Raw genomic sequence first — 25,788 nt, 5'->3', positions numbered from 1 at the left:
TCGCCTGCACGGCCAAATCCCGCAACAGACCGGCCAAGTCTTAAGATTTCGGCAAGCCGGCCAGCCTAAAGCTTTAAGGGTGGCGCGTGTCCTTTGAGCGCCGGGAGCCCGCATGGCTGTGCTGACATCCGACATCACTATGCCCTCAGCGAGAAGCGCGATCCCGCCCGCGCTCCTGATCGCCTGCGTTGTGCTCTGCTTCATCAACATCGCGATGCTGCATAACGGGGTTACCGCGCATTGGTGGATCTACGACGAAAACGGCCTCGGCATTCCAACCGATTTCGTCAATGTCTGGTCCGCCGGCCGCCTGGTGCTCGATGGTCATCCGGAACTTGCTTACGACTGGGACATTCAGAAAGCGGTTCAGGTCGCGGTCCTCGGCCAGAGCTACGAAGGCAATTTCGCCTGGCATTATCCGCCGCCGTTTCTGTTCGTCGCCGCAGTGCTGGCGCATTTTCCTTACCCCGCGGCCTATGCCGGCTGGGCGCTTGTGAGCTTCATGCCTTATCTGGCCGCGATGCGCGCCATCGTCGGCCGCTCGTTTGGATTTTTGCTCGCGGCTGCTTTTCCGGTGGTGTTTACCAATACGCTGGTCGGACAGAACGGATTTCTTACGGCCTCGCTGATCGGCGGTACGCTCGTTCTGCTGCCGAGGTGGCCGGTGCTTTCCGGCATCTGCCTCGGGCTTTTGAGCTACAAGCCGCAATATGGATTGCTGTTTCCGCTCGTGCTGATCGCGGCCGCGCAATGGCGGGTATTTTTTACAGCAGGCGCGGTTGCGGTTTTGATGGCGATGCTGTCGTGGCTCGCCTTCGGCACCGAGAGCTGGCAGGCGTTCGTCCACTGGATGCCGATGTTCAACAAGGCCTTCCTTGTCGAGGGACGCGCGCCATGGGGCAAGATGCAAAGCATTTTCGCGCTGACCCGCTATTTCGGCGGGCCTGAGTCATTCGCCTGGATGTTGCAGTGGATCATGAGCGCCACGGTGGCTGTTGTGCTTGCGCTTCTATGGCGCAGCCGCAAGGTCGAGTATCCGTTGAAGGCCGCCGCGCTCGCGGCCGGTACGCTGTTGGTGACGCCTTATCTGTTTCTCTATGATGAGATGGTGCTGGCGATTGCGGTCGCATTTCTCGTCCGCATCGGACTGGATGAGGGGTTTGCGCGCCACGAACTGCCGGCGCTCGGCCTCGTCGCCGCGCTCCTGATGTTCTACCCGCTCTTGGGCGCGCCGACCGGGTTCGGGGCAACGCTTGTCGTCACCGCCCTGATCGGCTGGCGCGTAGGGCCGTGGTGGCGCGAGCCGGTCGCGCCGTTGCCCGCCGCCCAGTCGCCTGCCAAGTCGCCTTCCATGGCGCCCGCCGAATAGGCCTGCATCCAAAACCGGCTTGTCTTTGCGTCTGAATTATTGTTCACTTCTTGGAGCGATCAATCGTCGATCGCCAAAAACTAATGCGTGCTGCGGCGGGTTCTTTCCCTCTGAAGTGCGTGGGAACGGGAAACGCATCATGGTTTATCGGCGGACCCATCAGGTCGTGAAACGCCTCGCGGCGCGCCGCAGCGCCATCCTGACCGCGGCGAGAAACGCCGCCGCCGATGGCGGTATGGCCGCCGTACAGATCGCGCCGGTCGCGGTCCGAGCCAATGTCGCCGCCGGCACCGTCTACCGCTACTTCCCGTCCAAGGCCGACCTGATTTCCGAACTGATCGCCGATGTTTCGCGCGACGAGCTGACGGCTATTCGTCGAGCCGCGGACGCAGCCCCTGGTCCGTCATCGGCGCTGGCGGCAGCGGTCACCACGGTCGCGGTGCATGCGTTGTCGCAGCGCAAGCTCACCTGGGGCATTCTGGCCGAACCCGTCGATGTCGATGTCACGGCATCGCGGCTCGCCAGCCGCCGCGCGGTCGTTGGCGAAATCGCGGGCCGGATCGATGCGGCGGTCCGTGCCGGACATTTGCCGGCGCAGGACACGAGCCTGGCTGCGACCGCGCTGCTCGGTGCCTTGAACGAGGCGTTGGTCGGGCCACTCGCGGCGGAGAACATGGACGATCCGGGAAAGCTCCGCGATGCCGTTCAGACCGTGACGCTGCTTGTGCTGCGCGCGGTCGGTGTGTTGGATGCTCGCGCCCGTGGCCTCGTGGTGCAGGCGGTCTTGCCCGCCAAGACACTGGTCGGCGCGTAAGCTATCGGCGCAACTCGACCCTCTAGCCGTGCAGGAAAAGTGCGGCTAGGGTTTGACGTAAAGGCTCTCATAGGAGCCCGTATATGCTTCCTTCCAGCCTCTCATCCACGAGAAATCGCCTGAGCCCGTCATGTGCTTTCACCCAAAGCACCGCATCAATGTTGTATTTCTCAAGCACGGTGTCCCAAGCGCTCTCGTCGATCTCCCATTCGGCTAGCTCGAAATAGTCACGCAGCAAAGCATCCGGGTAAGCGGTCGCCGCCCGGCCGTCGACGAACACAGGCACGGAGCCGTGGGTGCGGAAAATCAAGAGTCCGCCAACATTCCAGTGGTTCAGAATCCGCCGATGCGAAAAATGCTTCTGGAGATAAAGGGCATCCTGCTGCGAAAGCATCTCGGGAAGTCCGAGAGCCGGTTCCATTCGCATAAAGGTCACCGGCAGCGCGCACAGGCCGATGATGCCCGCGGCCAACAACGACTTTTGGACCTCAAGATTATTCAGCCGCTTAGGCAGCATCCGGTGGATGTGAAGAGCCAACGGGACGGTCGAGAACAGAAAAAAGAAAGACATGTACCTGAATTGATAAAGTCCCAGGACCAGAAAGAGCCAGGATAACAGCCGTGACTCAAGGGGAACGGGACTGGAACCGCCGTAACGCAGTTCGAGCGCCACAAATGCGAGAATATAGATGATGCCGGGAATGCTTCCGGGCATCGTCATGTTTTGGGAGTAAGACATCCACTCGGTAATGGAGGCTTGCACAAAGTGGCCTAACGTTGCCGTTACGCCGTCCGAGATGTGCCAGCCGAGAGGATTGCAGAGGATCGCGACGAGGCAGCCTGCGCCTACGAAACTGTGGATTTTGAAATTGGCCCAATCTCGCCTAAGCAAAGCCGCGCCACAAAAAATACCGAGAACAAGAATACCCAGCACAAAGCCGCCGTGCAGGTTGACCCAAAGGACCATCATCAACGGCAGCAAAAAGCGGCGCGTTGCTGTCAGGCACTCCGCATAGAAAATTACGCAAAACAACATCGTAAATGTGTTCGGCGAAGCAGCGAGATAGATATTTGGCGCCGTGGCAAAGGCAGGATAAAGCAGGCACGCGGAGAAAACGGAAATACAAACGGCCAGTGCCGAGGCTCCGCGGTCTAGGCAGGCATACGTCAGATATCCGACGATGACGGCGCCACAGGCAACGACAAGCAGTGTGAGACCGCTAAAACCCGTGTACTGAAACAGGACGCTGGCGATGACGTCCCAGAGCCAGGAAAGATTGTACCACTGCTTGTCGGCAAGGGTGAACGCCCATGGATCCTGGAGAGGAACACTGCCTCTCTTTCCCTGATCAGGTCTCCGGCGGCCAAGTGCCATCCCAAATCATAGTGGCCAAGCAGGAGCGACGCGTTCGAAAGGTAATACACGCACCCGAATGAGATCAGGAAGATGTAAATTCCGGACGTCTGGAAATAAGTCCCGATCGTCCTTGGCCCTTGACCAAACTTGGAGCCGGCCCAGACCTCCAGCGCGTGCATAGCGGGCTCCCTGACAATCGACGCGAGCCGCCTTAGGGGCTCTGCATGCTTTTGGGTTTGCAAGTTGCAAACATCAGTCGCTTTAAGGTGATCCATCTAAAGTTGAGTAAAGGCCATCGAAGCATTTTCGTTATCGCCGGCTGAACGTTCTTCTGGTTAACGAAGGCTTGCGTGGAACTTGCGGCCGGCCCTGCAGCAAGACCAACCTCGAAAAATTTCGCCGCATTGATGGTCCAGGGTATGGTTGGTGTTCACCTCGAGTATCAGGGAGCTCACATGACGACCACATCGGGATCTGCCAAATGGCAGGGCGGTATCAAGGACGGCAAGGGCGCGATTTCGACCAAGAGCGGCGCCTTGAAAGATTACCCTTACGGCTTCGCCAGCCGCTTCGAAGGCAAACCGGGTTCTAATCCGGAGGAACTGATCGGAGCCGCACACGCAGCTTGTTTCACGATGGCGCTGTCGCTGATCCTCGGCGAAGCCAAGCTCACTGCCGAGCAGATGGAAACCAAGGCAGACGTGACGCTCGAAAAGGTCGGCGACGGCTTTGCCATCACCTCGGTCCATCTTTCGCTTCAAGCGAAAATCCCCGGCGCCGACAACGCGAAGTTTCAGGAACTGGCTGGCATGGCCAAGGCCGGATGTCCGGTGTCGAAACTTCTCAACACCAAGATTTCGTTCGACGCAAAGCTGCTCTGAGGAGAGGCGACCCACGCTCCCGATGCGCGATTGGTACTAAACCAAATCACCATCGCGCGTTGGTTTGTTGCTTAGGCGTGATCTCCGTGCAAACGCGTTCCGCGTTTGTCGCGAGGGAAAACCGGTTCCCGCTTTAGATATCTGCGTCTTCGTCCGGACCCACCGAGGCGATGCGTAACATATTGGTGGTGCCGGGCGCGCGAAGCGGTACGCCGGCCACGATGATGATGCGTTGGCCGGCCCGCGAAAAACCGTCGCGAAACGCAATGCTGCCGGCGCGGTTCACCATGTCGTCGAGATTTTGTGCATCCTCGGCGACGACGCAGTGCACGCCCCACACCACCGACAGCTTGCGGCCGGTGACAAGATTCGGCGTGATCGCCACCACCGGCGGTTTGGGCCGTTCGCGTGCGACGCGCAGCGCCGTCGATCCTGAACTGGTCCAGCAAATGATCGCGGAAAGATCGAGCGTCTCGGCAATCTGCCGCGCCGCATCTGCGATGGCATCGCCGACGGTCGGTTCGGGTTCGGCGCGTTGCGCGTTGACGACGCCACGATAGGTCGGATCGCGCTCGACTTCCTCGCCGATGCGATTCATGGTCGAGACCGCCTCGACCGGGAATTTGCCGGCCGCCGATTCCGCCGACAGCATGATGGCGTCGGCGCCTTCATAGACCGCGGTGGCGACGTCGGAGACCTCGGCGCGCGTCGGCACCGGGGACTGGATCATCGATTCCAGCATCTGGGTTGCGACCACCACCGGTTTGCCGGCGCGCCGTGCCATCCGCGTCATCTGCTTCTGCAGGCTCGGCACGCGCTCCAGCGGCAGTTCGACGCCGAGATCGCCGCGCGCCACCATCAGCGCGTCGGATACCTCGAGGATTTCGCCCAGGCGATCGATCGCCTGCGGCTTTTCGATCTTGGCCATCACGGCGGCGCGGCCGCGGATCAGTTTCTTGGCTTCGATGACATCGTCAGCGCGCTGCACGAAGGAAAGCGCGATCCAGTCGACGCCGGTCACCAGCGCTGCTTCGAGATCAGCCCGGTCCTTTGGCGTCATCGCGGAAACCGGAAGATCAGTGTCGGGCAGGCTGACGCCCTTGCGGTCCGACATCCGGCCGCCGATCACCACGCGAGTGACGGCGTGATCGGGAGAGGTCTCCTCGGCGATCAGCCGCACCTTGCCGTCGTCGAGCAGAAGGGCGTGGCCCGGCTTGAGCGCGGCGAGAATTTCCGGATGGGGCAGATGAACGCGCGTATTGTCGCCCGGCGCCTTGTCGGAATCGAGCGTAAAACTCTGGCCGTTGTTGAGCTGAATGGAGCCTTCGGCAAAAGAGCCGAGCCGCAGCTTCGGGCCTTGCAGGTCGACCAGAATGCCGATCGGCCGGCCATAGCTGCTCTCGACACTGCGAATGGTTGCGACCAGTTCCCGCATCTTGTCGTGCGTGGTGTGGCTCATATTGATCCGGAAAACATCGGCGCCGGCCTCGAACAGCTTCCGGATGGCGGAGCTGTCGGAAGAGACGGGGCCCAGCGTTGCGAGGATCTTGATGCGGCGCATACGCCTCATGGCTTGGTCCCGGGTGCTGCGGCTGGCGGCAGGCCTGTCCCGCCCGGAGACAATCCGCCCGGCTGGTTGGGGAGGCCGGGAATATTTCCGGGGCCACCCGGGCCGATCGTGCCGGGAATCCCCGGCACGCGCTGCGCGGGTTGCTGCTCGTTGGATTCGGTGAGCTGCACCGTCCAGGCCCGCTGATCGCCGGTATCGACTTCAAAGAAGCCAGTCCGGTCGAAGCCGCGCGCCAAACAATTATCCGCACCGCGGATGGTGAATTCCTTGTCGCGCGAGCACATGAAAGCCTGTCCCGACCATTCGCCGCCGCGATCGTAATCGAGCGCATAGATGTAATAGAATCGCGCCACAAGCGTGCCGCGCAGCAGTGTCTCACAGCTTCGCGAGGACACGTTCCACCAGCCTTCCGTGGTCCAGCCCTCGGCATCCTTGTAACCGAGGGCGATCCCAACCCGGCTAGAGGTGTTATTGCACAGACGAAAGTCCGCCGCTGCCGATCCGTTCCACAGGCAGACCAGCACAAACAGCAGAGCTGGTGCCAGCGCGGCGCGGAAGCGTTTTGCTGTCAGGGCCAGGGGAAGCGAATCTCTTGCGATCATCAAGGCCAAGTTATATCAAGATATTGACGGTTTCGCGTGGGCGGCCATCGACGGTTAAGCGGAATTTCACTGCGTTTTCAGCCCTTCGGATCGGCCCAAGTCCCATACAAGCCCCATAAAAGCCGTCTGAATGTTTGCGTCGCGATGTGGAAAAATATGTGACAGTTTCTTACCTACGGTGAGAGCATGACCTTTCTGGGTCATGCATGGAAGGGTGGAATTGGCATGGCGATCGACGACAAAACCAGAACAGAACTTGAAGCCGCTGCGTTTCGGCGGCTTGTAGAGCATCTGCGCGGTCGTACCGACGTTCAGAACATCGATCTGATGAACCTGGCCGGCTTCTGTCGCAACTGCCTGTCCAACTGGCTCAAGGAAGAAGCTGACGCCAAGGGCGTCACGATGAGCAAGGACGAGAGCCGCGAGGTTGTCTACGGCATGCCCTATGAGACCTGGAAGGAAAAATTTCAGGGAACCGCAACGTCCGAGCAACTGGCTGCAATGAACAAAGTCAATCCCGGCCATTGATGAGGTGCATCGAAGCGGGACGATTGGGCGCCTTCCTGTGGGCGCGCTGTGGATGAGCATGCAAGTCGCCTTGACGCGAGCAGCCTTACTCTTGAGGGTCATTTTGAGAGTTGCGCTTGGCGCTTGAGACGTGCGGCGCTTTCTTTTTCATCCAACCGCCAGTTTATTTCAGGAGTACCCAATCGATGGCCACCTCTGCTGCCGTCAAGGAAGACGAAGCCCCCGCGACGAAATTCGCCAAGGATCAGCTCAAGGCCATCATCGAACGCATCGAGCGGCTGGAGGAGGAAAAGAAGACCATCTCCGACGACATCCGCGATGTCTATGCCGAAGCCAAGGGCAATGGTTTCGACGTCAAGGCGCTGCGCACCATCGTGCGGTTGCGCAAGCAGGATGCCAACGAGCGGGCTGAAGCCGAAACGATCCTGGAAACCTATATGCAGGCGTTGGGAATGCTGTAGCGCTGCTCCTCAATCCTGAGGAGATAATGCTTAGTGCAGCGACGCCGTCCGCAACACGAAGGACTGCGTCGCAAGCGTCGCAGTGGCCGAGCCGCTAAAGCGGTTAGCGGTCAGGCCCGCTTGCGGATCTTCCGAGAAGTCCATCACGACCACGGCTTGCGGCTTGACGAACATCGCGCTCAGCAGCGTCATGTTGGCATCGCCGAGCACGGTGACCGACATCGACGTGCTCGCGCTCGGCGCCAGCATCATGATGCGCATCCAGGTATCGCCGGCGCCCTTTGACGCGACGATCCGCGTGGAGGTGGCCACCACGCCGTCCTGGCCCTTGGCGGCGGGCGCGGGGTCGTTCGCGGCCGTTGGGTTGCGGTTGGCTGAAGCGGCGCGCGCGTTGCGGGGAGCCGGTGCGCTGGCGCGATCAACCGGCGACTCCGTGGGAGCGTAAGCCAGTGCCCGATAGGCGGCCGGAACGCTCGAGGTCGATTGCGGATCGGTGGATGCCAACGCCTGGCGGGCGCCGATAGCTGCGACCTGCGCGGGCGTGGCCTGCTTCGGCGCCGCCGGCATGTCGTCCCAGAAACCGCGCGCATTGATGATATCAGCCGGCGTTTCCGGCTTTGCGTCAGACTTATCGGAGGCGGCGGGCTGTTTCGGTTTGGCGGGCTGTACGATCTGCATGTCGGCCGAGGCCAGTTGCAGCGTCGCGGCGGCAGGCTTCCCACGCGGCATGGGCACCGCGTCGGCGGGCTTCGCTGCGGCCACTTGGGTGGCGGTCTTGTCCTGGACGGGAGCAGAAGCTTCCTCATCATCGTCGTTCGACTTGCCGCCGAACAGACGGGTCAACAAATTGGGCTTGCTCACCGTAGCCGGGCCATCATCCTCGCCGCGCCGCTCGATCTCGGCGCGGGCGAGTTCATATCCCTTCAGCGGCGTACCATCGGAGGGGACATGGACGGTACGTCCGTCGGGGAAGACGCGCGCGAGCTGGTCGTGGGTCATGCGCGGCCAGTGGCGGATGTTGCCGGTATCGAGGTGCACGAACGGCGATCCCGAGGTCGGGTAGAAGCCGACGCCGCCGCGCTGCAAGCGCAGGCCGGCGTACCGGATCTGCTCGAGCGGCACATCCGGGATGTAAAAATCCATCGCATGGCCGAGCATGTGCTGGCTGAAGCGCGCCACGCCGGTATGGGCGGAGCGGCGGCGGAGCATGGCGTTGGTCTCGGGGGAGCGGTAGGCGGAGATGATCTGGATCGGCTTCTTGCCGTCAACGTCGCGATAGACTTCCCAGATGATATCGAACAGATGGCGATCCATCGTCGTCTGTTCCTGGGTACGCCAGTCGCGCAGGAAATGGTTGATCTGCTTCAAGGCCTCTTCATCGAAGCGGCCGTCGCGCTTGAAGGTCACGGTGAGGTCTTCGCCCGAATGGCTGTGGTGGAACGACAGCGTGCGGGTTTCGTTCAGCGCGGTCGCATCGTGGACCGAGCCAATCCCTGCCAGGAGCAGCACCGAGGTTAACCCGAGCTGGTATCCGGCCTTTGGCAGAGACGACAGATTGAATTGGCGCGCGAAACCGGTCAGCAAGTTAATGAGCCCACCCCAATTGACGACCGAACGTTGAATTCTTTCGCGACCCCGTGTGGCGAAAGAGGGTAAATGCACGCTTAACGCGGGAGGGTTAAGCAGGATTTAACCCTTTCCCCCCCAAATCCACTGGGAACTAACCCTTTTAGTGTGGCGAAAAAGAGCCATTGGTTAAGCCTGGATGGAGGATGGTTAACGTTAAAATGCTCCGCCGAAGGGCGAGGCCTTTGATTTTACTTGGTAAATCTGGCTGGCCAGTCTTAAACCGCGCGTGGCGGGGCCGGACTTCTCAGCGTTGATAGTACGACTGCCCCTGCTGCGGCTGCCGCCGACGACCGGGAGGGGCCGGGTAGGGCTGGCTGGGACCGCCGAACAGCCGCTCGAAGAACGATGGTCCTGACGACGACGAGAACGAATTGTCGCTGGCGATCCGCAAATCGCCGGCCGGGCGCACATAGTTCGGCTGGGAATGGGCGATCACATTCTCCAGATCCTTGTTCTTGCCCGAACGCAGCAGCGACAGCATGTTCGCGTCGCGGCCATAGACGTCCTTGCGGAACTGCAGGTTACCCTCGTCATCCACGAAGGCGGTCTGGTAGGTGATGTTGACCGGGATCGGCGTCGGGAATTTCAGGTCGATCTCGCTCTGCCCGTACATGCTCTTGATTTTTTCCGGGGTGTAGTGCGCGTTCGGCTCGGTGATGTTGAGCAGGACCGAGGCGTACTGGTCCGGATTCTGGACCCGCATGCAGCCATGGCTGAAGGCGCGGTCTTCCCTCGCGAACAGGTTCTTGTCCGGGGTGTCGTGCTGATACACCAGGAACTTGTTCGGGAAATTGAAGCGGATGCGGCCGAGCGCGTTTCGTTCACCGGGCGGCTGCGAAATGTGGATGCTGCCGTCGCGGTTGTGCTCGAGCTTCAGCCCCATGCGCTCAAGCACCGTCGGGTCCTGCTGAAGGGCCGGCAGATATTCGTTGTAGATGATCGACGGCGGCACGTTCCAGGTTGGGTTGACGGTGATGAACTTCATCGTCTCCGTCAGGAGCGGCGTGGCATGAATGCCGGGCTGGCCGGTCACCACCCGCGTGGTCCAGACCTGCGCGCCGTTCTGCATCACCTTGAGCGTATAGTCGGGGATGTTGAGAATGACATAGGCGTTGCCGATTGCGGGCGCGCCGAGGTCGCGCGGCAGCCAGCGCCAACGCTCCATGTTCACAATCACCGTATCGATCTGGCGGTCGCGCTTCGGGCTGTTGATCGCCTTGACGGTCCTGTCGTCGAGCACGCCGGTCGGCTTGAGCTCCACCGAAGCCTGGAACTTGCGGACGGCTTCCGCGACCTTGGCGTCGTAATGGCGGTCGTCGGCGTTCTCGGTGATGCCGAGCTTGGCGCGCAGTTGCGGCACGCGGTCATCTTCCACTTCAACCGCGGACTGGTTCTTGGCCCGCGCGGGCGTGAACTTGAGCATTGGACCATCGGCGATCTGAATCACCGGTCCATCGCCCTGGCCACGCAGTTCGGCGAGCTTCTTCTTCAGGGCGCGATAGAGCTTGTGCGGCGGGTTATAGCCGTCGAGGGCAAGCGAGGCGTCCTTCGCCGAAGCCACGTTGGCAAGCACTTCGGCCGGGTCGGTCGGATGCTCCGGATATTGGATATCGCCCGACACCTGCGACCAGTGCATCCGGCCGCTCTGGGCATGGCGCGCATAGTCGAGCATGCTGGCGGTCAGCTTCAGGTCTGAATCGGCCAGCGCATCGGGCGAGGTCGCAGCAGTAAAATCGGGAATGGGATAGTCCGACGGATTCAAGCCGTCGGAAGCGGCGTCCTTTAACCGGGCGACGACGCCCTTGGCGCTGTCGGTCAGCTTGCCGCCTTGCGTCCACATCGGCGCGAAATCGCGCGCAGTGTAGAATTTTTCGACTGTCGTCCGTTCTGCCTTGCGGTCGAAATAGCGCTGCGCCTTGGCGCCGAACGCCTCGCGCAACTTGTCGGCAACCGGCTGATCCTCGGTCGCGACATTGCTGGCGGCTTTGACGGGCTCCGGCGAGGACGCGGTGGCAGCGGGCGCCGGCGACTGAGCCGGGGCGACGGCTGCCGTGTCATTTTGGGGGGCGTCGTTCTTGCCGGGTTCGGTCTTGGTCGCTTCTTGCTTCGCAGCTTCCGGCTTGGCGGCCTCGATCTTGGTGGGTTCGGAAATCGGAGCCGTGGCGACATCGGCGGGCTTGGAAGCCGGGGTCGCTTGCTCGGCTGCCTTGTTCGCGTCTGCCTTGGTCGCCTCTGTCTTGGTCGCCTCTGTCTTGGTCGCGTCGACGGATGGGGTGTCGAGCTTGAAATCAGCTGCGGTCGGCGGCGGGACGTTGGCGGGCTCGGGGCGGGGAACCGCCGCATCGATCGCGAGCTCAGCGGCGGAGTTGCGCGGGGCAACATTTTGCGCGAATGCCGAACTCGCCGACACCGTGAGGAAGGTCGCCGCGACCGTCATCAAGACGCGGTCATATCCCGCACGGTTCTTCCAACATTCACGCATCTTCACACCCCTTGGGTGAGCTGCCCCGCTCTGGAGCAGCCTTGGTTTGTCCGTCAAAGCTTTCGCGAAAGCGCCGGCCTGGTCGGATCTGAAGCTTGTGCAAGTGAAAATTGCTCCAGAGTTCCAAGCATGGCTGCCGTAACGATTCATACAAACGATACACGCGGGCCCCTCATGCGGCCAGCCGCCCTATGGCAACTCACGACAAACTGACTTCATCGTGTCCTGTGGCATCGCCTTCAACAAGATTCTTGCCACGCGAGCTGCCATTTGTCTGTCACTTGCGGGCAACGGTTCAAAACGATCCGCTGCTGGGATTTCGGCCGCTTCATCCGTGCGTTACGGGAGGCGTATTCCTAATCAAGCGCTATCCTGCTTGATCCGTTGCGCCGTCCGCGGAGTCTGCCGCCTCTTCGTCAAGCTTGCGATAAAGCGTCGAGCGGCCGATTTTGAGGCGGCGCGCCACTTCCGACATTTGCCCGCGGTAATGCGCAATCGCGAAGCGAATGATCTCGCTTTCCAGTTCTTCCAGCGGCCGGACTTCGCCGCTATTGGTCAGCATCGAGAGTGTGCCCGACGCCGGAAGCGGCGCGATTGGTATTTCATTACCATTTACCGCGGCGGCTGCCGTTGAGTGGAAGCCCTGCTCGACGCTCAGGGGCTCGCCGTGGGCTGCCGTTGGCGGCGACGGCATTCCCGCAGTTTGCGGGAAGTCCGACAGGACAAGCTGATCGCCCTCGCTCATCACGACGGCGCGGTAAACCGCGTTCTCAAGCTGGCGGATATTGCCCGGCCAATCCAGTTGCGACAGATGCGCCATCGCTTCGCCGCTGACGCCGGTGATGTGACGGTTTTCCTCGGCGCAGAACCGGGCGAGGAAATGCCGCACCAGATGCGGAATATCCTCCGAGCGCGTCCGCAGCGGTGGAACGGTGAGCGGCAATACGTGAAGCCGGTAGAACAGGTCCTCGCGGAAGTGCCCGCTTTTGACCCGCTCGAGCAATTTGCGGTTGGTCGCGGACACGATCCGCACGTCAACCTTCACCGGCTTGCGCGCGCCGACCGCCTCGACCAGACCTTCCTGCAATGCGCGCAACAGTTTGACCTGGGCTGCGAGCGGAAGCTCGGAGACCTCGTCGAGGAACAGCGTGCCGCCGGAGGCTTCGACGAACTTTCCGGTGTGACGTTCAGTCGCGCCGGTGAAAGCTCCCTTTTCGTGACCGAACAGAATCGACTCGACGAGGTTGTCGGGGATTGCGCCGCAGTTGACGGCGACGAACGGTCGCGATTTGCGCTCACCGCTGCCGTGGATGGCGCGCGCGAATAATTCCTTGCCGACCCCGGACTCGCCCTCGATCAGCACCGGAATGGTCGAGGCCGCCGCCTTCTTCGCCGTGCGCATCACGCCGGCCATCGCCTCGCTGCGGGTGACGATGTCGGCGAAGGTCAGCCGGCCTTCGCGGCTGTGCCGGATGCGCTGCAACTCGCCCTTCAGCGCGCTGGTCGTGAGTGCATTGTGCAGGCTCACTTGCAGCCGTTCCATGCCGACCGGCTTGACGACAAAGTCCTGGGCGCCCGAGCGCATCGCCGACACCACATTGTCGATCCCGCCATGGGCGGTCTGCACCACGACGGGGATGGAAAGGCCGGCTTCACGAATTTTGGCGAGAACGCCCATCCCGTCGAGGCCGGGCATCACAAGGTCGAGCACGAGGGCATCGATCACGGGCGCGTCGGGAGCGGTCAATAGCGCGATCGCGGCGTCGCCGGAATCGACCACGACGGTTTCATACCCGCATTTTTGCACCATATTCTCTACCAGGCGGCGTTGCACGGAATCGTCGTCGGCGATCAAAATGGTGGCAGGCATGGTGTTCCTCATACGCAACAACTATCTGTCTCGAATCGGGGCACTCTGGCCGACGTCGATTAACGACTGCTTAAACCTTGCCTCGCCGTTCTGATCGAATACAGGTTTCGAACAAGATGACCTCGCGCACCGCCTCAGCCCTTCGCAAATCGACCGCCCCACGCAAGACGAATTCCAGGAAAGCCTCCTCCTCATCGAGGGTCGACAAGCTGCCGGAATGGAATCTTTCCGATCTCTATTCCGCGATCGACGCGCCGGAAGTGACGCGCGATCTCGACAGGTTGGATGCCGAATGTGTCGCGTTCGAGAACGACTACAAAGGCAAGCTTGCCGAGCGCACGGCAGGGGAGGGCGGCGGACGCAGGCTCGCCGGAGCCGTGAAGCGCTATGAGGCGATCGACGATCTTGCCGGCCGTCTCTCTTCCTATGCTGGACTGGCGCATGCCGGCGACAGCGTCGATGCCGTGATCTCGAAATTCTACGGTGACGTCTCCGAACGGCTGACCAATGCCTCGGTGCATCTGTTGTTCTTTGCGCTCGAACTCAACCGGATCGACGACGCGGTGATCGAGAATGCGATGCGCGCATCGGAGTTGGCGCATTATCGTCCCTGGATCGAGGATCTGCGCAAGGACAAGCCGTATCAGCTGGAGGACCGCGTCGAGCAGCTGTTTCACGAAAAGGCCCAAAGCGGATATGCCGCCTGGAACCGGTTGTTCGACCAGACCATCTCTTCCTTGCGCTTCAAGGTTTCGGCCAAGGAGCTTGCGATCGAGCCGACGCTCAGCCTGTTGCAGGACCGCGATGGTGCGAAGCGCAAGGCCGCGGCCGAAGCTTTGGCCAAAACCTTCAAGGCCAATGAGCGGACGTTTGCCCTGATCACCAATACCTTGTCCAAAGACAAGGAAATTTCCGACCGCTGGCGTGGCTTCAAGGATGTCGCAGATTCGCGCCATTTGAATAACCGCGTCGAACGCGAGGTGGTCGATGCGTTAGTCAGCGCGGTCCGTGCGGCCTATCCGACGCTCTCGCACCGTTATTATCGGCTCAAGGCCGGCTGGTTCAAAAAGAAGAAGCTGCCGCATTGGGATCGCAATGCGCCGCTGCCGTTTGCCGCCTCAGGCGCGATTGGCTGGCTCGACGCCAAGAACATGGTGCTGTCGGCCTATCGTGGCTTCTCGCCGGAAATGGCCGGCATTGCCGAGCGTTTTTTCACCGATCGCTGGATCGATGCGCCGGTGCGGCCGGGCAAGGCGCCGGGCGCTTTCTCGCATCCGACGACGCCATCGGCGCATCCCTATGTGCTGATGAACTATCAGGGCAAGCCGCGGGATGTGATGACGCTCGCGCATGAGCTCGGCCACGGCGTGCACCAGGTGCTCGCGGCCAAGAACGGCGCGCTGATGGCGCCGACGCCGCTGACCCTGGCGGAAACCGCAAGTGTGTTCGGCGAAATGCTGACCTTCCGCCGGCTGCTCGGCGAGACCAAGAGCGCCAAACAGCGCCAGGCGCTGCTCGCCGGCAAGGTCGAGGACATGATCAATACCGTGGTGCGGCAGATCGCGTTCTATACCTTCGAGCGCGCCATCCACACCGAGCGCAGAGGCGGCGAATTGACGGCCGAGCGGATCGGTCAAATCTGGCTCAGCGTGCAGGGCGAGAGCCTGGGGCCAGCGATCGATATCCGCCCCGGCTATGAAAATTTCTGGATGTACATCCCGCACTTCATCCATTCGCCGTTCTACGTGTACGCCTACGCCTTCGGCGACTGCCTCGTGAACTCGCTCTATGGCGCCTATGAAAACGCGCAAAGCGGCTTTGCCGAACGTTACCTCGCCATGCTGTCGGCCGGCGGCACCAAGCACTATTCCGAGTTGCTCGAGCCCTTCGGGCTCGACGCCAAGGACCCCCAATTCTGGAACGGGGGGTTATCGGTCATCTCCGGCATGATCGATGAGCTGGAGGCGATGGGCTAGCCGGCTCTTTGAACCCAAATCGTGGCGATCGACCCCTCCAATGACCCGATAAGCCGACAAAAGCTGTCCATGCGGCGTTGCCCTGCCTTGCGGTTTGCGGTAATTCGACGGCTAATTGACTGGCGCTGAGATTCACTGGGGACAGAGATGGCAGACCATAGCGAAGTGGCCTACACGACCGCCGACGGCAACGACTACGTGGCCCATGAGCAGACCTATGAGGGCTTCATCAAGCTGGTGAAGTATGGCTCTGCCGCCGTCATCTTCATCGTCGCCATGATGGCGATCTTCCTGACCTGACGCCTGCTCGCGCCGCCAAAGGGAGGCGCGATTTTGAGACGGAGCTCGCCGTGAACCGACGTTGGTGGTTGCAGGGCCGGTGTCGGATTTGCAAAGCTAGCGCGGCAAATGACGCCTGCGAGTTTTCCGCGCCGCCGGAGGCCCCATGAAGATTGCCGTCGCCAAGGAAATCGATCCCGCTGAGCCGCGGGTCGCCGCTTCGCCCGACACGATAAAAAAATTCAAGGCGCTGGGGGCCGAGGTCTTCGTCGAGCCGGGCGCCGGGATCAAGTCCGGCCTGCCGGATTCGGAGTTCACCGCCGTCGGCGCCACGGTGGCCGCGGGTGCGCTCAAGGACGCCGACATCGTCATCAAGGTGAAGCGGCCGGAAGCTTCCGAACTCGCCAACTACAAGCGCGGTGCGCTGGTGGTCGCCATCATGGACCCTTACGGCAATGACGCCGCGCTGAAGGTGATGGCGGATGCGGGCGTCTCGGCCTTTGCGATGGAATTGATGCCGCGCATCACCCGTGCCCAGGCGATGGACGTGTTGTCCTCGCAGGCCAACCTTGCCGGTTACCGCGCGGTGATCGAGGGCGCCGAAGCCTTTGGCCGCGCTTTCCCGATGATGATGACGGCGGCCGGCACCGTGCCGGCGGCGAAAGTCTTCGTGATGGGCGTCGGCGTCGCCGGCCTGCAGGCGATCGCGACCGCGCGGCGTCTCGGCGCCATTGTCACGGCGACCGACGTGCGCCCGGCCACCAAGGAACAGGTTGAAAGTCTCGGCGCGAAATTCCTTGCGGTCGAGGACGAGGAATTCAAGAACGCGCAGACCGCCGGCGGTTACGCCAAGGAGATGTCGAAGGAGTATCAGGCCAAGCAGGCTGCGCTCACGGCCGAGCATATCAAGAAGCAGGACATCGTGATCACGACCGCGCTGATCCCGGGCCGCCCGGCGCCAAAGCTGGTTTCAGCCGAAATGGTCAAATCGATGAAACCAGGCTCCGTGCTGGTCGATCTCGCGGTCGAGCGCGGCGGCAATGTCGAAGGCGCCAGAGCAGGCGAAGTTGCCGAGATCGATGGCATCAAGATCGTCGGCTACACCAATGTTGCGGGCCGCGTTGCAGCCTCGGCTTCGAGTCTTTATGCGCGCAACCTGTTCAACTTCATCGAGACCATGATTGACAAGGCCAACAAGGCGCTGGCCGTTAACTGGGACGATGAACTGGTCAAGGCGACCGCGCTGACCAAAGACGGCGCCGTCATCCATCCGAACTTCCAGCCGAAATAGGAGGAGAAGCCATGGAGCATCTCGCGCAGGCCGTTGATCCCTTCGTGTTCCGGCTGTCGATTTTCGTGCTTGCCGTGTTCGTCGGCTACTTCGTGGTGTGGTCGGTGACGCCCGCGCTGCATACGCCGCTGATGAGCGTGACCAACGCGATCTCCTCGGTGATCGTGGTCGGTGCGCTGCTCGCCGTCGGCGTCGGCATGATTTCCTCGGGCTCGGGCTGGGCGCGCGGTTTCGGTTTCGTCGCGCTGATCTTTGCGTGCGTGAATATTTTCGGCGGCTTCCTGGTCACCCAGCGCATGCTCGCGATGTACAAGAAGAAATCGAAATGAGCGGCAATCAACTCGGGCTGAACAGGCAAACGGGGGACCTGAGATGAGCGCCAATCTCTCTGCAGTATTGTATCTCGTGGCAGGCGTGCTGTTCATCCTGTCGCTCCGGGGGCTGTCGAGCCCGGCAAGCTCGCGGCAGGGCAATTTCTTCGGCATGACCGGCATGGCGATCGCGGTGGCGACCACGCTTGCCGCTCATCCGCCGGCTGACGGTATTGCCTGGCTTCTGGTGATCCTCGGTGTTGCGATCGGCGGCGGCATCGGCGCGGTGATTGCACGCCGCGTACCGATGACCTCGATGCCGGAACTGGTCGCGGCGTTTCACTCGCTGGTCGGCATGGCGGCCGTGCTGGTCGCCGCCGGTGCGTTCTATGCGCCTGAAGCCTTCGATATCGGCACGCCCGGCCACATCCATGCACAAAGCCTGGTCGAGATGTCGCTCGGGGTTGCGATCGGCGCTCTGACCTTCACCGGCTCGGTGATTGCGTTTCTGAAGTTGTCGGCGCGGATGAGCGGTGCACCGATCATTCTGCCGTTCCGGCACGTCATCAACATCGTGCTGGCCTTAGCGCTGGTGTTCTTCATCGTCGGCCTCGTGATGAGCGGCAGCGCGCTCGACTTCTGGTTGATCACGATCCTCGCGCTTGCGCTCGGCGTGCTCATGATCGTTCCGATCGGCGGCGCCGACATGCCGGTCGTGATCTCGATGCTGAATTCGTACTCCGGCTGGGCGGCGGCCGGCATCGGCTTCACGCTTGGCAATTCGGCGCTGATCATCACCGGCGCGCTGGTCGGCTCATCGGGCGCGATCCTGTCCTACATCATGTGCCACGCGATGAACCGCTCGTTCATCTCGGTGATCCTCGGCGGCTTCGGCGGCGAGACCGTGGCGGCTGGCGGCGGCAGCGGCGAGCAGAAGCCGGCCAAGCTCGGCTCGGCGGATGATGCCGCTTTCATCATGAAGAACGCTTCCAAGGTCATCATCGTGCCGGGCTACGGCATGGCGGTAGCGCAGGCACAGCACGCGTTGCGTGAAATGGCCGACATCCTCAAGAAAGAGGGCGTCGAGGTGAAATACGCCATTCACCCGGTCGCAGGCCGCATGCCCGGCCACATGAACGTGCTGCTCGCCGAGGCCAACGTGCCCTATGACGAGGTGTTCGAGCTTGAGGATATCAATTCGGAGTTCGCACAGGCCGACATCGCCTTCGTGATCGGGGCCAACGACGTCACCAACCCGGCCGCCGAGGACGACAAGACATCGCCGATCTACGGCATGCCGGTGCTTCAGGTGTGGAAGGCCGGCACCGTGATGTTCATCAAGCGCTCGCTGGCATCGGGTTATGCCGGCATCGACAATCCCTTGTTCTATCGCGACAATACCATGATGCTGCTCGGCGACGCCAAGAAGGTCACCGAGAACATCGTCAAGGCGATGTAATCCGCCCCGACGAGAACTCATGACCATCCTGAAATGGATCCTCGTTCTCGTAGGTGTTCTCTACGTCGGCGGGGTCGCCGTCGTGTTTTTCAAACAGCGGTCGATGTTATTTCCAATTCCGCCGGTCGGGCGCACGGCGCCGGCCGCAGCCGGTCTCCCCGAAGCCGAAGAACAGGTGCTGACGACCGACGACGGCGAAAAAGTCATTGTCTGGCACGTGCCGGCAAAACCGGGCCGACCCGTCACCCTGTTCTTCCATGGCAATGGCGATTTTCTGGCCGGCCGCGTCAGCCGCTTTCACAATTTGGTTTCAGATGGGACCGGTCTCGTTGCGCTCTCGTTCCGCGGCTACGCCGGATCGACGGGATCGCCGAGCGAGGAGGGCCTCTTGAAGGATGGCGCGGCGGCCTACGCTTTTACAGCCGCCCGCTACGAAGCTGGCCGGATCGTGATCTGGGGATTTTCGCTCGGCAGCGGCGTTGCGGTAGCGATCGCGTCCGAACACCCGGTCGCAAAACTGATCCTGGAGGCGCCCTACACGTCTACGGTCGATGTTGCCGCCTCATTGTTGCCCATCGTTCCTGTCCGCCTACTGATGCGCGATCAATTTCATTCCGACCAGCGCATTGGCCGCGTGACAGTGCCGCTTCTCATCATGCATGGTGAGGCCGATCCCGCCATTAATATCAGGTTTGGCGAACGCTTATTTGCGATGGCCCATGAGCCGAAACAATTCGTCCGTTTTCCCGGTGGCGGTCACGAAAATCTGGACGAATTCGGTGCTATCGAGACCGTGCGGCGATTTATAGGAGCTTCAGGTGGTTGACGGCTTCGAGGTTGCGGAGGGGGTGAGGTGAGCTTGCACGGACCGATGCCGAAATCGGCATGGATATTCCCGGCGCTTGCGGTTTTCTTGTTCGCGGCCGTGACCGCGGCCGGCTACAGTTTTACGCCATCGCCGGCCGGATTTGTGTTCGCCGGCGTGCTGCTCCTGATCCTGTTCGGAACGGTATTTGCGGCCGTGCATCACGCCGAAGTCGTGGCGGAGCGCATCGGTGAGCCCTTCGGTACGTTGTTGCTGACGCTCTCCGTCACCATCATCGAGGTCGCGCTGATCGCGACTATCATGCTCGGCGAGAAAGCCGCCGTCACCACGCTGGCGCGCGATACGGTGTTTGCAGTGGTGATGATCGTCTGCAACGGGCTGGTCGGCATTTGCATCCTGGCCGGTGGTTTGCGGTACCGCGAGCAGGATATCCAGGTGAGCGGATCGAGCCTCTATCTCAGCGTTCTCTCGGTGCTCGCCACCATCACCCTCATCATGCCCAATTACACGCTGACGACGCCCGGACCGGTTTATTCAACCGTGCAACTCGGCTTTGTCAGTGCCGTCACCATCCTGCTCTACGGCGTCTTTCTCTATACGCAGACCGTTCGGCACCGGGATTATTTCGTCGCGCAAGCGGGCGATACGGCGCATGACGGTCCGCAAGCCTCGAACCGGACAATCGTTGTCAGCGCCATCCTGTTGCTGATCTCGCTGTTGGCCGTGGTGTTGCTGGCGAAGAAATTCTCGCAAGTGGTCGATGCCGGCGCCGCCTTGATCGGCGCGCCACCGGCCTTTGCCGGCATTCTGGTGGCGCTGTTGATCCTGATGCCGGAGGGGCTTGCCGCGATCGTGGCGGCGCGCAGGAACGATTTGCAAAAAAGCATCAACCTCGCGCTCGGCTCATCGCTCGCCACCATCGGCCTGACGATTCCGGCCGTGGCGGTGGCCGCCTATGAACTCGACAAGCAACTGGTGCTGGGACTTTCAGCTCAGGACATGGTGCTGTTGGCGCTGACGCTGCTGCTCAGCCTGCTGACGCTCGGCAGCGGCCGAACCAACATCCTTTTCGGGCTGGTCCACCTTGTGGTATTTGCGGTATTTGTGTTCCTGGTTTTCGTCCCTTAAGTGGAAGAAGAGCTGAAAATGATCAGCGCCACGTCCGATGTTCAGGTCGATACGGCGGAGGTGCGCGTCACCCGGTGGCGCCTAGCCCCTGGAACCGCCACGGGACCCCACATTCACGGGATGGATTATGTTATCGTTCCCGTGACCGCCGGCGAAATGACGATTGTTGCGCCCAATGGCGAGCGCTCCAAGGCCCAGCTTGGGGTGGGGCAGTCATATTTCCGTAAAGCTGGCGTTGAACACGATGTGCTCAACGAGAGTGCGTCCGAGATCGTCTTTCTGGAAGTGGAGTTGAAACCATAAACCCGATGTTTACCGAATTGCCACCGATATGCCTCAAAGCTCGGGCATCTGGGCCCGCGCGGGAGTTGTCGGCATGCTGAAATTGGCTTCAAAATTTGCGATGGACATCTTTCCGTCGGTGATTGCGACCATCCTCGGCGCCTATATCGTCAATCATTACATCAACGCCAAGCCACCCGCCGATGCTGCCGCGACAGCGGCCGCGGTGTCTTCGGCCGACCCGAAAAAGGCGGCCTCAAAGGCTGATTCGAAGCCGGCCGAACGATCGGCCGATCTCGGAAACCTTCCCGAACCGGGTGTCCGGGCCAGGGGCATTTCGGAAAAGTCCATTATCGACAAATCGGCCACTGACAAAGCCGTGATCGAAAAGCCCGTTGATAAGGCGGCCGAAAAGCCCGTCGACAAGGCTGATCGGCCCTCGGAAACCGCCAGCATCCCCCCGACCGCGCCTGCAGATACGCGCCGCCACCAGCCGCCGCGTGAGAAAGCAGCCTCGAAGGCTCCGCCGGCTCCCGCTGCCGAGCCTGTGGTTGCCGCGCCGGTTACCGCTCCGCCCGCTGATGCTACCGTTACCCCGGACGCCAACGATCTGGCGCGGGCCGCGATCGAGCGCCTGCGCGGCACTGAACCTGCTCCCCGCGTGCAGGAAAGCGCCCGAGTGCCGGAACCCCGAGTGCCGGAACCGCCCAAAACGACTGAACCGCCGCGCGTTGTGGCAACGCCGGCCGTGCCCGCACCTGCCCCGGTACCAGTTGCAACTGCGCCGTCGCTCCAGCCGTTGCCGCCGCCGATCATGGTGTCGACGCCGCAGGTTGAGAACAAGCCGTCCGCGGCGCGGGTCGACGATCCGCTCCGACCGACACCGCCGGCTGATATTCCCGATCCCCATGCCCCGCTGGATTTGCGGGCCGATGCCACCACAGATCAGCCGATGAAACGGCCATCTGTTGCCGACGATGTGCTCTCGGCCACCAAGAAGCTGTTCAACTCGGTGTTGCCGAAGCAGCAGCAACAGTGATTCGCACGCCAACCGGCCGCGGCGTCGAACTGGCTGGCCCGGCTCAGCTTGTTTTCGCATGATCTCCGCGCAAACGCTTTGCGTTTGTCGCGAGGGAAAACCGCTTCACACTTTTCCGGATCACGCTTTAGCAAACCATTTCAGAACGTTTCGTAGCTCTGGCCGGGTCTGCCGCCGACGCGGGCGAAGGCGGACCGCGCAGCTTCGTCCTTCGGACGCAGGTTAATGGCGCGGCCGTAGGAGCCGGCGGCCTTGGTCTTGTCGCCCAGACGTTCGTAGGCGAGCCCACGGGTCATCCAGGCTTGCACGTTTTGCGGATCGTCTTGCACGGCCTCGTCGAGATCGCTGGCTGCCTCCTTGGCTTTGCCGAGAGCCAGATAACTCAGTGCGCGGCCGAGCAAGGGCTCAAGCTGCTGTGGCACCAGGCCGTTCGCCGCGGTGAAGTCCTCGATCGCGAAGAGGTGTTGCTTCTCGCTCTGATAGAGCAGGCCGCGATTGTAATAAGCCTCGGCATCGTCGGGGCGCAGCGCGATCGCCTTGTTGAAGTCCTCGAGCGCCTGGGTCGCTTCGCCGCGCGCCTTGTGAACCAGGCCTCGGCCAAGCCAGGCCGGTGCGTAATTGGCATCGAGCGCCAGCGCCCGTTCATAATCGGACATCGCCTGGTCAAGACGTTTGGTCTTGCGGAAGATCTGGCCGCGGTTGGCGAAGGCCTGTCCGTAATTGGGGTCGAGGCTGATCGCCTTGTTGAAATCAGCCAGCGCTTCCTCGGTCTTTCCGGCCTGCGCCAGCACCGATCCCCGCATATTATAGGCCTGCGGATTGTCGGGGTTGTTCTTGATGGTCTCACCGAGCGAGGAGATGTTGGCCGAAGAGGTAAGCTGCGCCGGCTCTTCCTTTGGTTCCGGGGCGTTCGTCAGCGATCCCAGCGTCATCGAACAGCCGCCGAGCGCGATCGCAGCCGAGGTGATCGCCGCCAGCGCAATCGCAGCCGATGCGCGCGGTACGTGGCGCAAATTTCCGGAAAAGGGCACCGGTACAGTCATCGAACGGGATACTCACGCGCTCACTACTTAGTGGTAACGCGCTCCGTTGCGAAATGCATCGGTCAAATCGCCAGTAGGTTTACGGACGAAGGTATATAAACAACAACGCGGGGGGCCTAGTGGTCCGATTCTAACATTCGCCTCCCGTTTCAGCAGGCGCCTTAGCGAATCTTAGAATCAAAGGACCACTAGCAATTATAAATTGTTAGCGGAGTTTAGGATTTGACATTCGCTTTGCGAGTTCGCGGCTGGGCGAGTGGCGAATGTCAAATCCACGCCACCAACGGCCCGCGTCGATGAGATCGTGTCCGAATGTTGATAGATCAGCGCGGTCCGCGAGGTCCGCCCGCACCGCCACGGCCGCCGCCCGGACCACTGCGCTCGGCGCCAGGACCAGCGCCAAACACCGGCTTCGGCTTCATCGGCAACAGGCCTTCACGCTGCAACTTCTTGCGGGCCAGCTTGCGCGCGCGGCGCACAGCTTCGGCCTTTTCACGGGCCTTTTTCTCGGAGGGCTTTTCGTAATGACCGCGGAGTTTCATCTCGCGGAAAATACCCTCACGCTGCATCTTCTTCTTCAGCGCCTTGAGGGCTTGGTCGACATTGTTATCGCGAACGAGAACCTGCACGCGGCATCCTCTTTCAATTGATCGGTTTGGATTCTGGTAAGGTCAAAGGGCCAGCAAAAAGCCAAGCACCTGACCTTTGAGCGCGCGGATGTATCAGACAAAGGTGCTAATGTCCACCGCCACAAGCAAAAATAGAGGAGGCGATCGTGCCGAAACCAGCTCCCCGGGGTACCGCTCACGCGGTTTTCGGAGGCCTTTCAGGTGGGATCACGCGGGTGACATGTCCCATTTTGCGCCCGGGCCGAGGGGTACCCTTGCCATAGAGGTGGACTGTCGCGCCGGGAACGGCGAGCCATTCCCCATAGCCGTTGATCTCGTCGCCGATCAGGTTGGTCATGGTGACCTCGCCATGGCGGAGCGGCTTGCCGAGCGGCCACCCGGCAATGGCGCGGATGTGCTGTTCGAACTGCGAAATCGACGCACCGTCCAGTGTCCAGTGTCCTGAATTATGCACGCGCGGCGCAATCTCATTGACCAAAATCTGCGGTCCCTGGTCGCCTGGCACCACGAACATCTCGACCGCCAGCACGCCGACATAGTCGAGCGCGTCCGCAATCCGCTGCGCGGTGTCGCGGGCTTGTGCCGCGAGCGCATCTGATATGGCCGCGGGCACGCGCGAGACCTTGAGGATGTGATCCCTGTGCTCGTTTTCGGTGACGTCAAAACACTCGACGTGACCGTCGGCGGAGCGGGCGGCGATGACAGAAATTTCGCGCTCGAACGGAACGAAGGCCTCGAGGATCGCCGATTTGGTGCCGAGGTCGTCCCAGGCGCGATCCGGATCGTCGTCGGCGCGGATCATCGTCTGGCCCTTGCCGTCATAGCCGAAGCGGCGGGTTTTGAGCACGGCGGGGAGGCCGATTCTCGCGATCGCGGCGTGCAACGTCTGCGGCGATGAAACGTCGGCATAGTCGGCGGTCTTGATGCCCAGACGTTTGACGAAATCCTTCTCGACCAGGCGGTCTTGCGTGGTTTCAAGAATCTTGCGATCGGGCAGCACCGGCCGCCGCGCCGCCAGAATCATCGCGGACGCTGCCGGCACATTTTCGAATTCATAGGTGATGACGTCGACGTCGCTTGCGAACAGCTCAAGCGCCTCGACATCGGCATATTCGGCGCAGGTCGCGTTGGCCACGACGTCGAAGGCCGGCGAATCCGGATCCGGCGAAAACACCCGGCAGCGCAGGCCAAGCCGCGCAGCGGCCATTGCCAGCATCCGGCCGAGCTGTCCGCCGCCGACAATTCCGATGGTATCGCCCGGTTTCAGCTTCACCGGCAATAGCGCCGTCACGCCGAGCCCTCCGGGCGCTCCGCGACTGCGTCCGTCTGCTGCTTGCGCCAGGCGGAGAGCCGTTCCGCCAGCGGCTTGTCGTTCAGCGCCAGCATGCTCGCAGCCAACAGCGCCGCATTGATCGCACCGGCTTTGCCGATCGCCAACGTTCCGACGGGAACGCCGGCGGGCATCTGGACGATGGAATAGAGCGAATCGATGCCGGACAGCGCCTTCGATTCGATCGGCACGCCGAGGACCGGAAGTTCCGTCAGCGACGCGGTCATGCCCGGCAGATGCGCGGCGCCGCCTGCACCTGCAATGATGATCTTGAAGCCGGCCGCCTTCGCGCCCTTGGCAAAAGCATAGAGCCGCTCCGGCGTGCGATGGGCGGAGACGATGCGTTTCTCGCAGGCAACGACCAGCGCACCGAGTGTTTCGGCGGCGTGGCGCATGGTGTCCCAGTCCGACTGGCTTCCCATGATGATGGCGATCGGCGCAGGCATGTCGTTAATTCTTCGCAACAGAATCCAAAACTCATAGCCGGATTATAGGATCGGCCCTCCGTTCGGCAAGGCTGGTGTCCGGTTCTGCCATTCGTATGCCGCCGAGGCGAGTTCGTTTACGAATGGCAGAACCAGAGGGACACTAGCAGATCTATAAATTCCAGTGCGGTTTTGGATTTGACGTTC

Annotated in this window: 24 protein-coding genes; 14 read left to right on the top strand and 10 right to left on the bottom strand. The window is 61.6% G+C overall.

The window, feature by feature from the left end; translation table 11 throughout:
- Positions 1-112 precede the first annotated feature (112 nt).
- Together ABSE61_RS06200 and ABSE61_RS06195 are read left to right on the top strand one after the other, a co-directional pair.
- Positions 113-1,369, top strand: a complete 1,257-nt coding sequence (locus ABSE61_RS06200) for a glycosyltransferase family 87 protein (RefSeq protein ID WP_423870208.1) — start codon at positions 113-115, stop codon at positions 1,367-1,369.
- A gap of 139 nt (positions 1,370-1,508) precedes the next feature.
- Positions 1,509-2,183, top strand: a complete 675-nt coding sequence (locus tag ABSE61_RS06195) for a helix-turn-helix domain-containing protein (RefSeq protein ID WP_423870207.1) — start codon at positions 1,509-1,511, stop codon at positions 2,181-2,183.
- Positions 2,184-2,250: 67 nt separating this feature from the next.
- Here the strand turns inward: ABSE61_RS06195 and ABSE61_RS06190 are convergent, their stop codons facing one another.
- Complete coding sequence (locus tag ABSE61_RS06190) at positions 2,251-3,558, bottom strand: hypothetical protein (protein ID WP_423870206.1); 1,308 nt, start codon at positions 3,556-3,558, stop codon at positions 2,251-2,253.
- A 437-nt stretch (positions 3,559-3,995) separates the two neighbouring features.
- On the opposite strand from ABSE61_RS06190, the gene ABSE61_RS06185 reads away from it, so the two are divergent.
- Entirely contained in the window at positions 3,996-4,421 is a 426-nt protein-coding gene (locus ABSE61_RS06185) for an OsmC family protein (protein WP_423870205.1), read from the top strand.
- Positions 4,422-4,554: 133 nt separating this feature from the next.
- On the opposite strand, the gene pyk is transcribed toward ABSE61_RS06185, so the two are convergent.
- Complete coding sequence (pyk, locus tag ABSE61_RS06180; RefSeq protein ID WP_423870204.1) at positions 4,555-5,991, bottom strand: pyruvate kinase; 1,437 nt, start codon at positions 5,989-5,991, stop codon at positions 4,555-4,557.
- Positions 5,988-6,593 carry a DUF1036 domain-containing protein gene (locus ABSE61_RS06175; protein WP_423870310.1) on the bottom strand — a complete coding sequence of 202 codons (606 nt, stop codon included), beginning with the start codon at positions 6,591-6,593 and terminating at the stop codon, positions 5,988-5,990. The genes pyk and ABSE61_RS06175 overlap by 4 nt, the downstream gene beginning before the upstream one ends.
- Before the next feature lie 225 nt (positions 6,594-6,818).
- Between ABSE61_RS06175 and ABSE61_RS06170 the strand changes: the two genes are divergently transcribed.
- Both ABSE61_RS06170 and ABSE61_RS06165 read left to right on the top strand, forming a co-directional pair.
- Entirely contained in the window at positions 6,819-7,121 is a 303-nt protein-coding gene (locus ABSE61_RS06170) for a DUF1244 domain-containing protein (protein WP_423870203.1), read from the top strand.
- A 185-nt stretch (positions 7,122-7,306) separates the two neighbouring features.
- A complete protein-coding gene (locus ABSE61_RS06165; protein WP_423870202.1) occupies positions 7,307-7,582 on the top strand; it encodes a DUF2312 domain-containing protein in 276 nt (91 codons plus the stop codon).
- Between the two features lie 30 nt (positions 7,583-7,612).
- Here ABSE61_RS06165 and ABSE61_RS06160 read toward each other — a convergent pair whose 3' ends face one another.
- From ABSE61_RS06160 to ABSE61_RS06150, 3 genes are all read right to left on the bottom strand, one after another.
- On the bottom strand, positions 7,613-9,166 hold the full coding sequence (locus ABSE61_RS06160; RefSeq protein ID WP_423870201.1) for a peptidoglycan L,D-endopeptidase MepK: 1,554 nt from the start codon (positions 9,164-9,166) through the stop codon (positions 7,613-7,615).
- A 289-nt stretch (positions 9,167-9,455) separates the two neighbouring features.
- Positions 9,456-11,693, bottom strand: coding sequence for a L,D-transpeptidase family protein (locus tag ABSE61_RS06155; RefSeq protein ID WP_423870200.1), 2,238 nt, complete (start codon positions 11,691-11,693; stop codon positions 9,456-9,458).
- A gap of 367 nt (positions 11,694-12,060) precedes the next feature.
- On the bottom strand, positions 12,061-13,563 hold the full coding sequence (locus ABSE61_RS06150; protein WP_423870199.1) for a sigma-54-dependent transcriptional regulator: 1,503 nt from the start codon (positions 13,561-13,563) through the stop codon (positions 12,061-12,063).
- Between the two features lie 116 nt (positions 13,564-13,679).
- Here ABSE61_RS06150 and ABSE61_RS06145 point away from each other — a divergent pair, with 116 nt between their 5' ends.
- The 9 genes from ABSE61_RS06145 (at position 13,680) to ABSE61_RS06105 (ending at position 22,154) form a co-directional block, all read left to right on the top strand.
- Positions 13,680-15,539, top strand: a complete 1,860-nt coding sequence (locus ABSE61_RS06145; RefSeq protein ID WP_423870198.1) for a M3 family oligoendopeptidase — start codon at positions 13,680-13,682, stop codon at positions 15,537-15,539.
- A 147-nt stretch (positions 15,540-15,686) separates the two neighbouring features.
- Positions 15,687-15,839 carry an aa3-type cytochrome c oxidase subunit IV gene (locus ABSE61_RS06140; protein ID WP_423870197.1) on the top strand — a complete coding sequence of 51 codons (153 nt, stop codon included), beginning with the start codon at positions 15,687-15,689 and terminating at the stop codon, positions 15,837-15,839.
- Between the two features lie 145 nt (positions 15,840-15,984).
- Positions 15,985-17,109, top strand: coding sequence for a Re/Si-specific NAD(P)(+) transhydrogenase subunit alpha (locus ABSE61_RS06135; RefSeq protein WP_423870196.1), 1,125 nt, complete (start codon positions 15,985-15,987; stop codon positions 17,107-17,109).
- 11 nt (positions 17,110-17,120) lie between these two features.
- Positions 17,121-17,438, top strand: a complete 318-nt coding sequence (locus tag ABSE61_RS06130) for a proton-translocating transhydrogenase family protein (RefSeq protein WP_325170392.1) — start codon at positions 17,121-17,123, stop codon at positions 17,436-17,438.
- Between the two features lie 43 nt (positions 17,439-17,481).
- A complete protein-coding gene (locus ABSE61_RS06125; RefSeq protein ID WP_423870195.1) occupies positions 17,482-18,879 on the top strand; it encodes an NAD(P)(+) transhydrogenase (Re/Si-specific) subunit beta in 1,398 nt (465 codons plus the stop codon).
- A gap of 19 nt (positions 18,880-18,898) precedes the next feature.
- Entirely contained in the window at positions 18,899-19,705 is an 807-nt protein-coding gene (locus ABSE61_RS06120; protein WP_423870194.1) for an alpha/beta hydrolase, read from the top strand.
- Positions 19,706-19,732: 27 nt separating this feature from the next.
- Positions 19,733-20,833, top strand: coding sequence for a calcium:cation antiporter (locus tag ABSE61_RS06115; RefSeq protein WP_423870193.1), 1,101 nt, complete (start codon positions 19,733-19,735; stop codon positions 20,831-20,833).
- An 18-nt stretch (positions 20,834-20,851) separates the two neighbouring features.
- The gene (locus ABSE61_RS06110; RefSeq protein ID WP_423870192.1) at positions 20,852-21,136 is read left to right on the top strand and encodes a cupin domain-containing protein; all 285 of its coding nucleotides are present in this window, start codon (positions 20,852-20,854) and stop codon (positions 21,134-21,136) included.
- A 73-nt stretch (positions 21,137-21,209) separates the two neighbouring features.
- Positions 21,210-22,154 (top strand): hypothetical protein, encoded by a 945-nt coding sequence (locus ABSE61_RS06105; RefSeq protein WP_423870191.1) that lies wholly within the window; start codon positions 21,210-21,212, stop codon positions 22,152-22,154.
- A gap of 140 nt (positions 22,155-22,294) precedes the next feature.
- On the opposite strand, the gene ABSE61_RS06100 is transcribed toward ABSE61_RS06105, so the two are convergent.
- From ABSE61_RS06100 to purE, 4 genes are all read right to left on the bottom strand, one after another.
- Positions 22,295-23,197, bottom strand: a complete 903-nt coding sequence (locus ABSE61_RS06100; RefSeq protein ID WP_423870190.1) for a tetratricopeptide repeat protein — start codon at positions 23,195-23,197, stop codon at positions 22,295-22,297.
- 323 nt (positions 23,198-23,520) lie between these two features.
- Positions 23,521-23,826 carry a 30S ribosomal protein S21 gene (gene rpsU / locus ABSE61_RS06095; protein ID WP_423870189.1) on the bottom strand — a complete coding sequence of 102 codons (306 nt, stop codon included), beginning with the start codon at positions 23,824-23,826 and terminating at the stop codon, positions 23,521-23,523.
- 175 nt (positions 23,827-24,001) lie between these two features.
- The gene (locus tag ABSE61_RS06090; protein WP_423870188.1) at positions 24,002-25,117 is read right to left on the bottom strand and encodes a 5-(carboxyamino)imidazole ribonucleotide synthase; all 1,116 of its coding nucleotides are present in this window, start codon (positions 25,115-25,117) and stop codon (positions 24,002-24,004) included.
- Positions 25,114-25,602, bottom strand: coding sequence for a 5-(carboxyamino)imidazole ribonucleotide mutase (gene purE, locus ABSE61_RS06085; RefSeq protein WP_423870187.1), 489 nt, complete (start codon positions 25,600-25,602; stop codon positions 25,114-25,116). The genes ABSE61_RS06090 and purE overlap by 4 nt, the downstream gene beginning before the upstream one ends.
- Positions 25,603-25,788: the final 186 nt, after the last annotated feature.

This window comes from Bradyrhizobium sp. (assembly GCF_049519115.1).
Lineage (GTDB): Bacteria > Pseudomonadota > Alphaproteobacteria > Rhizobiales > Xanthobacteraceae > Bradyrhizobium.
Note: the sequence above shows the minus strand (reverse complement) of the source record. Positions and strands in the feature narration are given on the sequence as shown.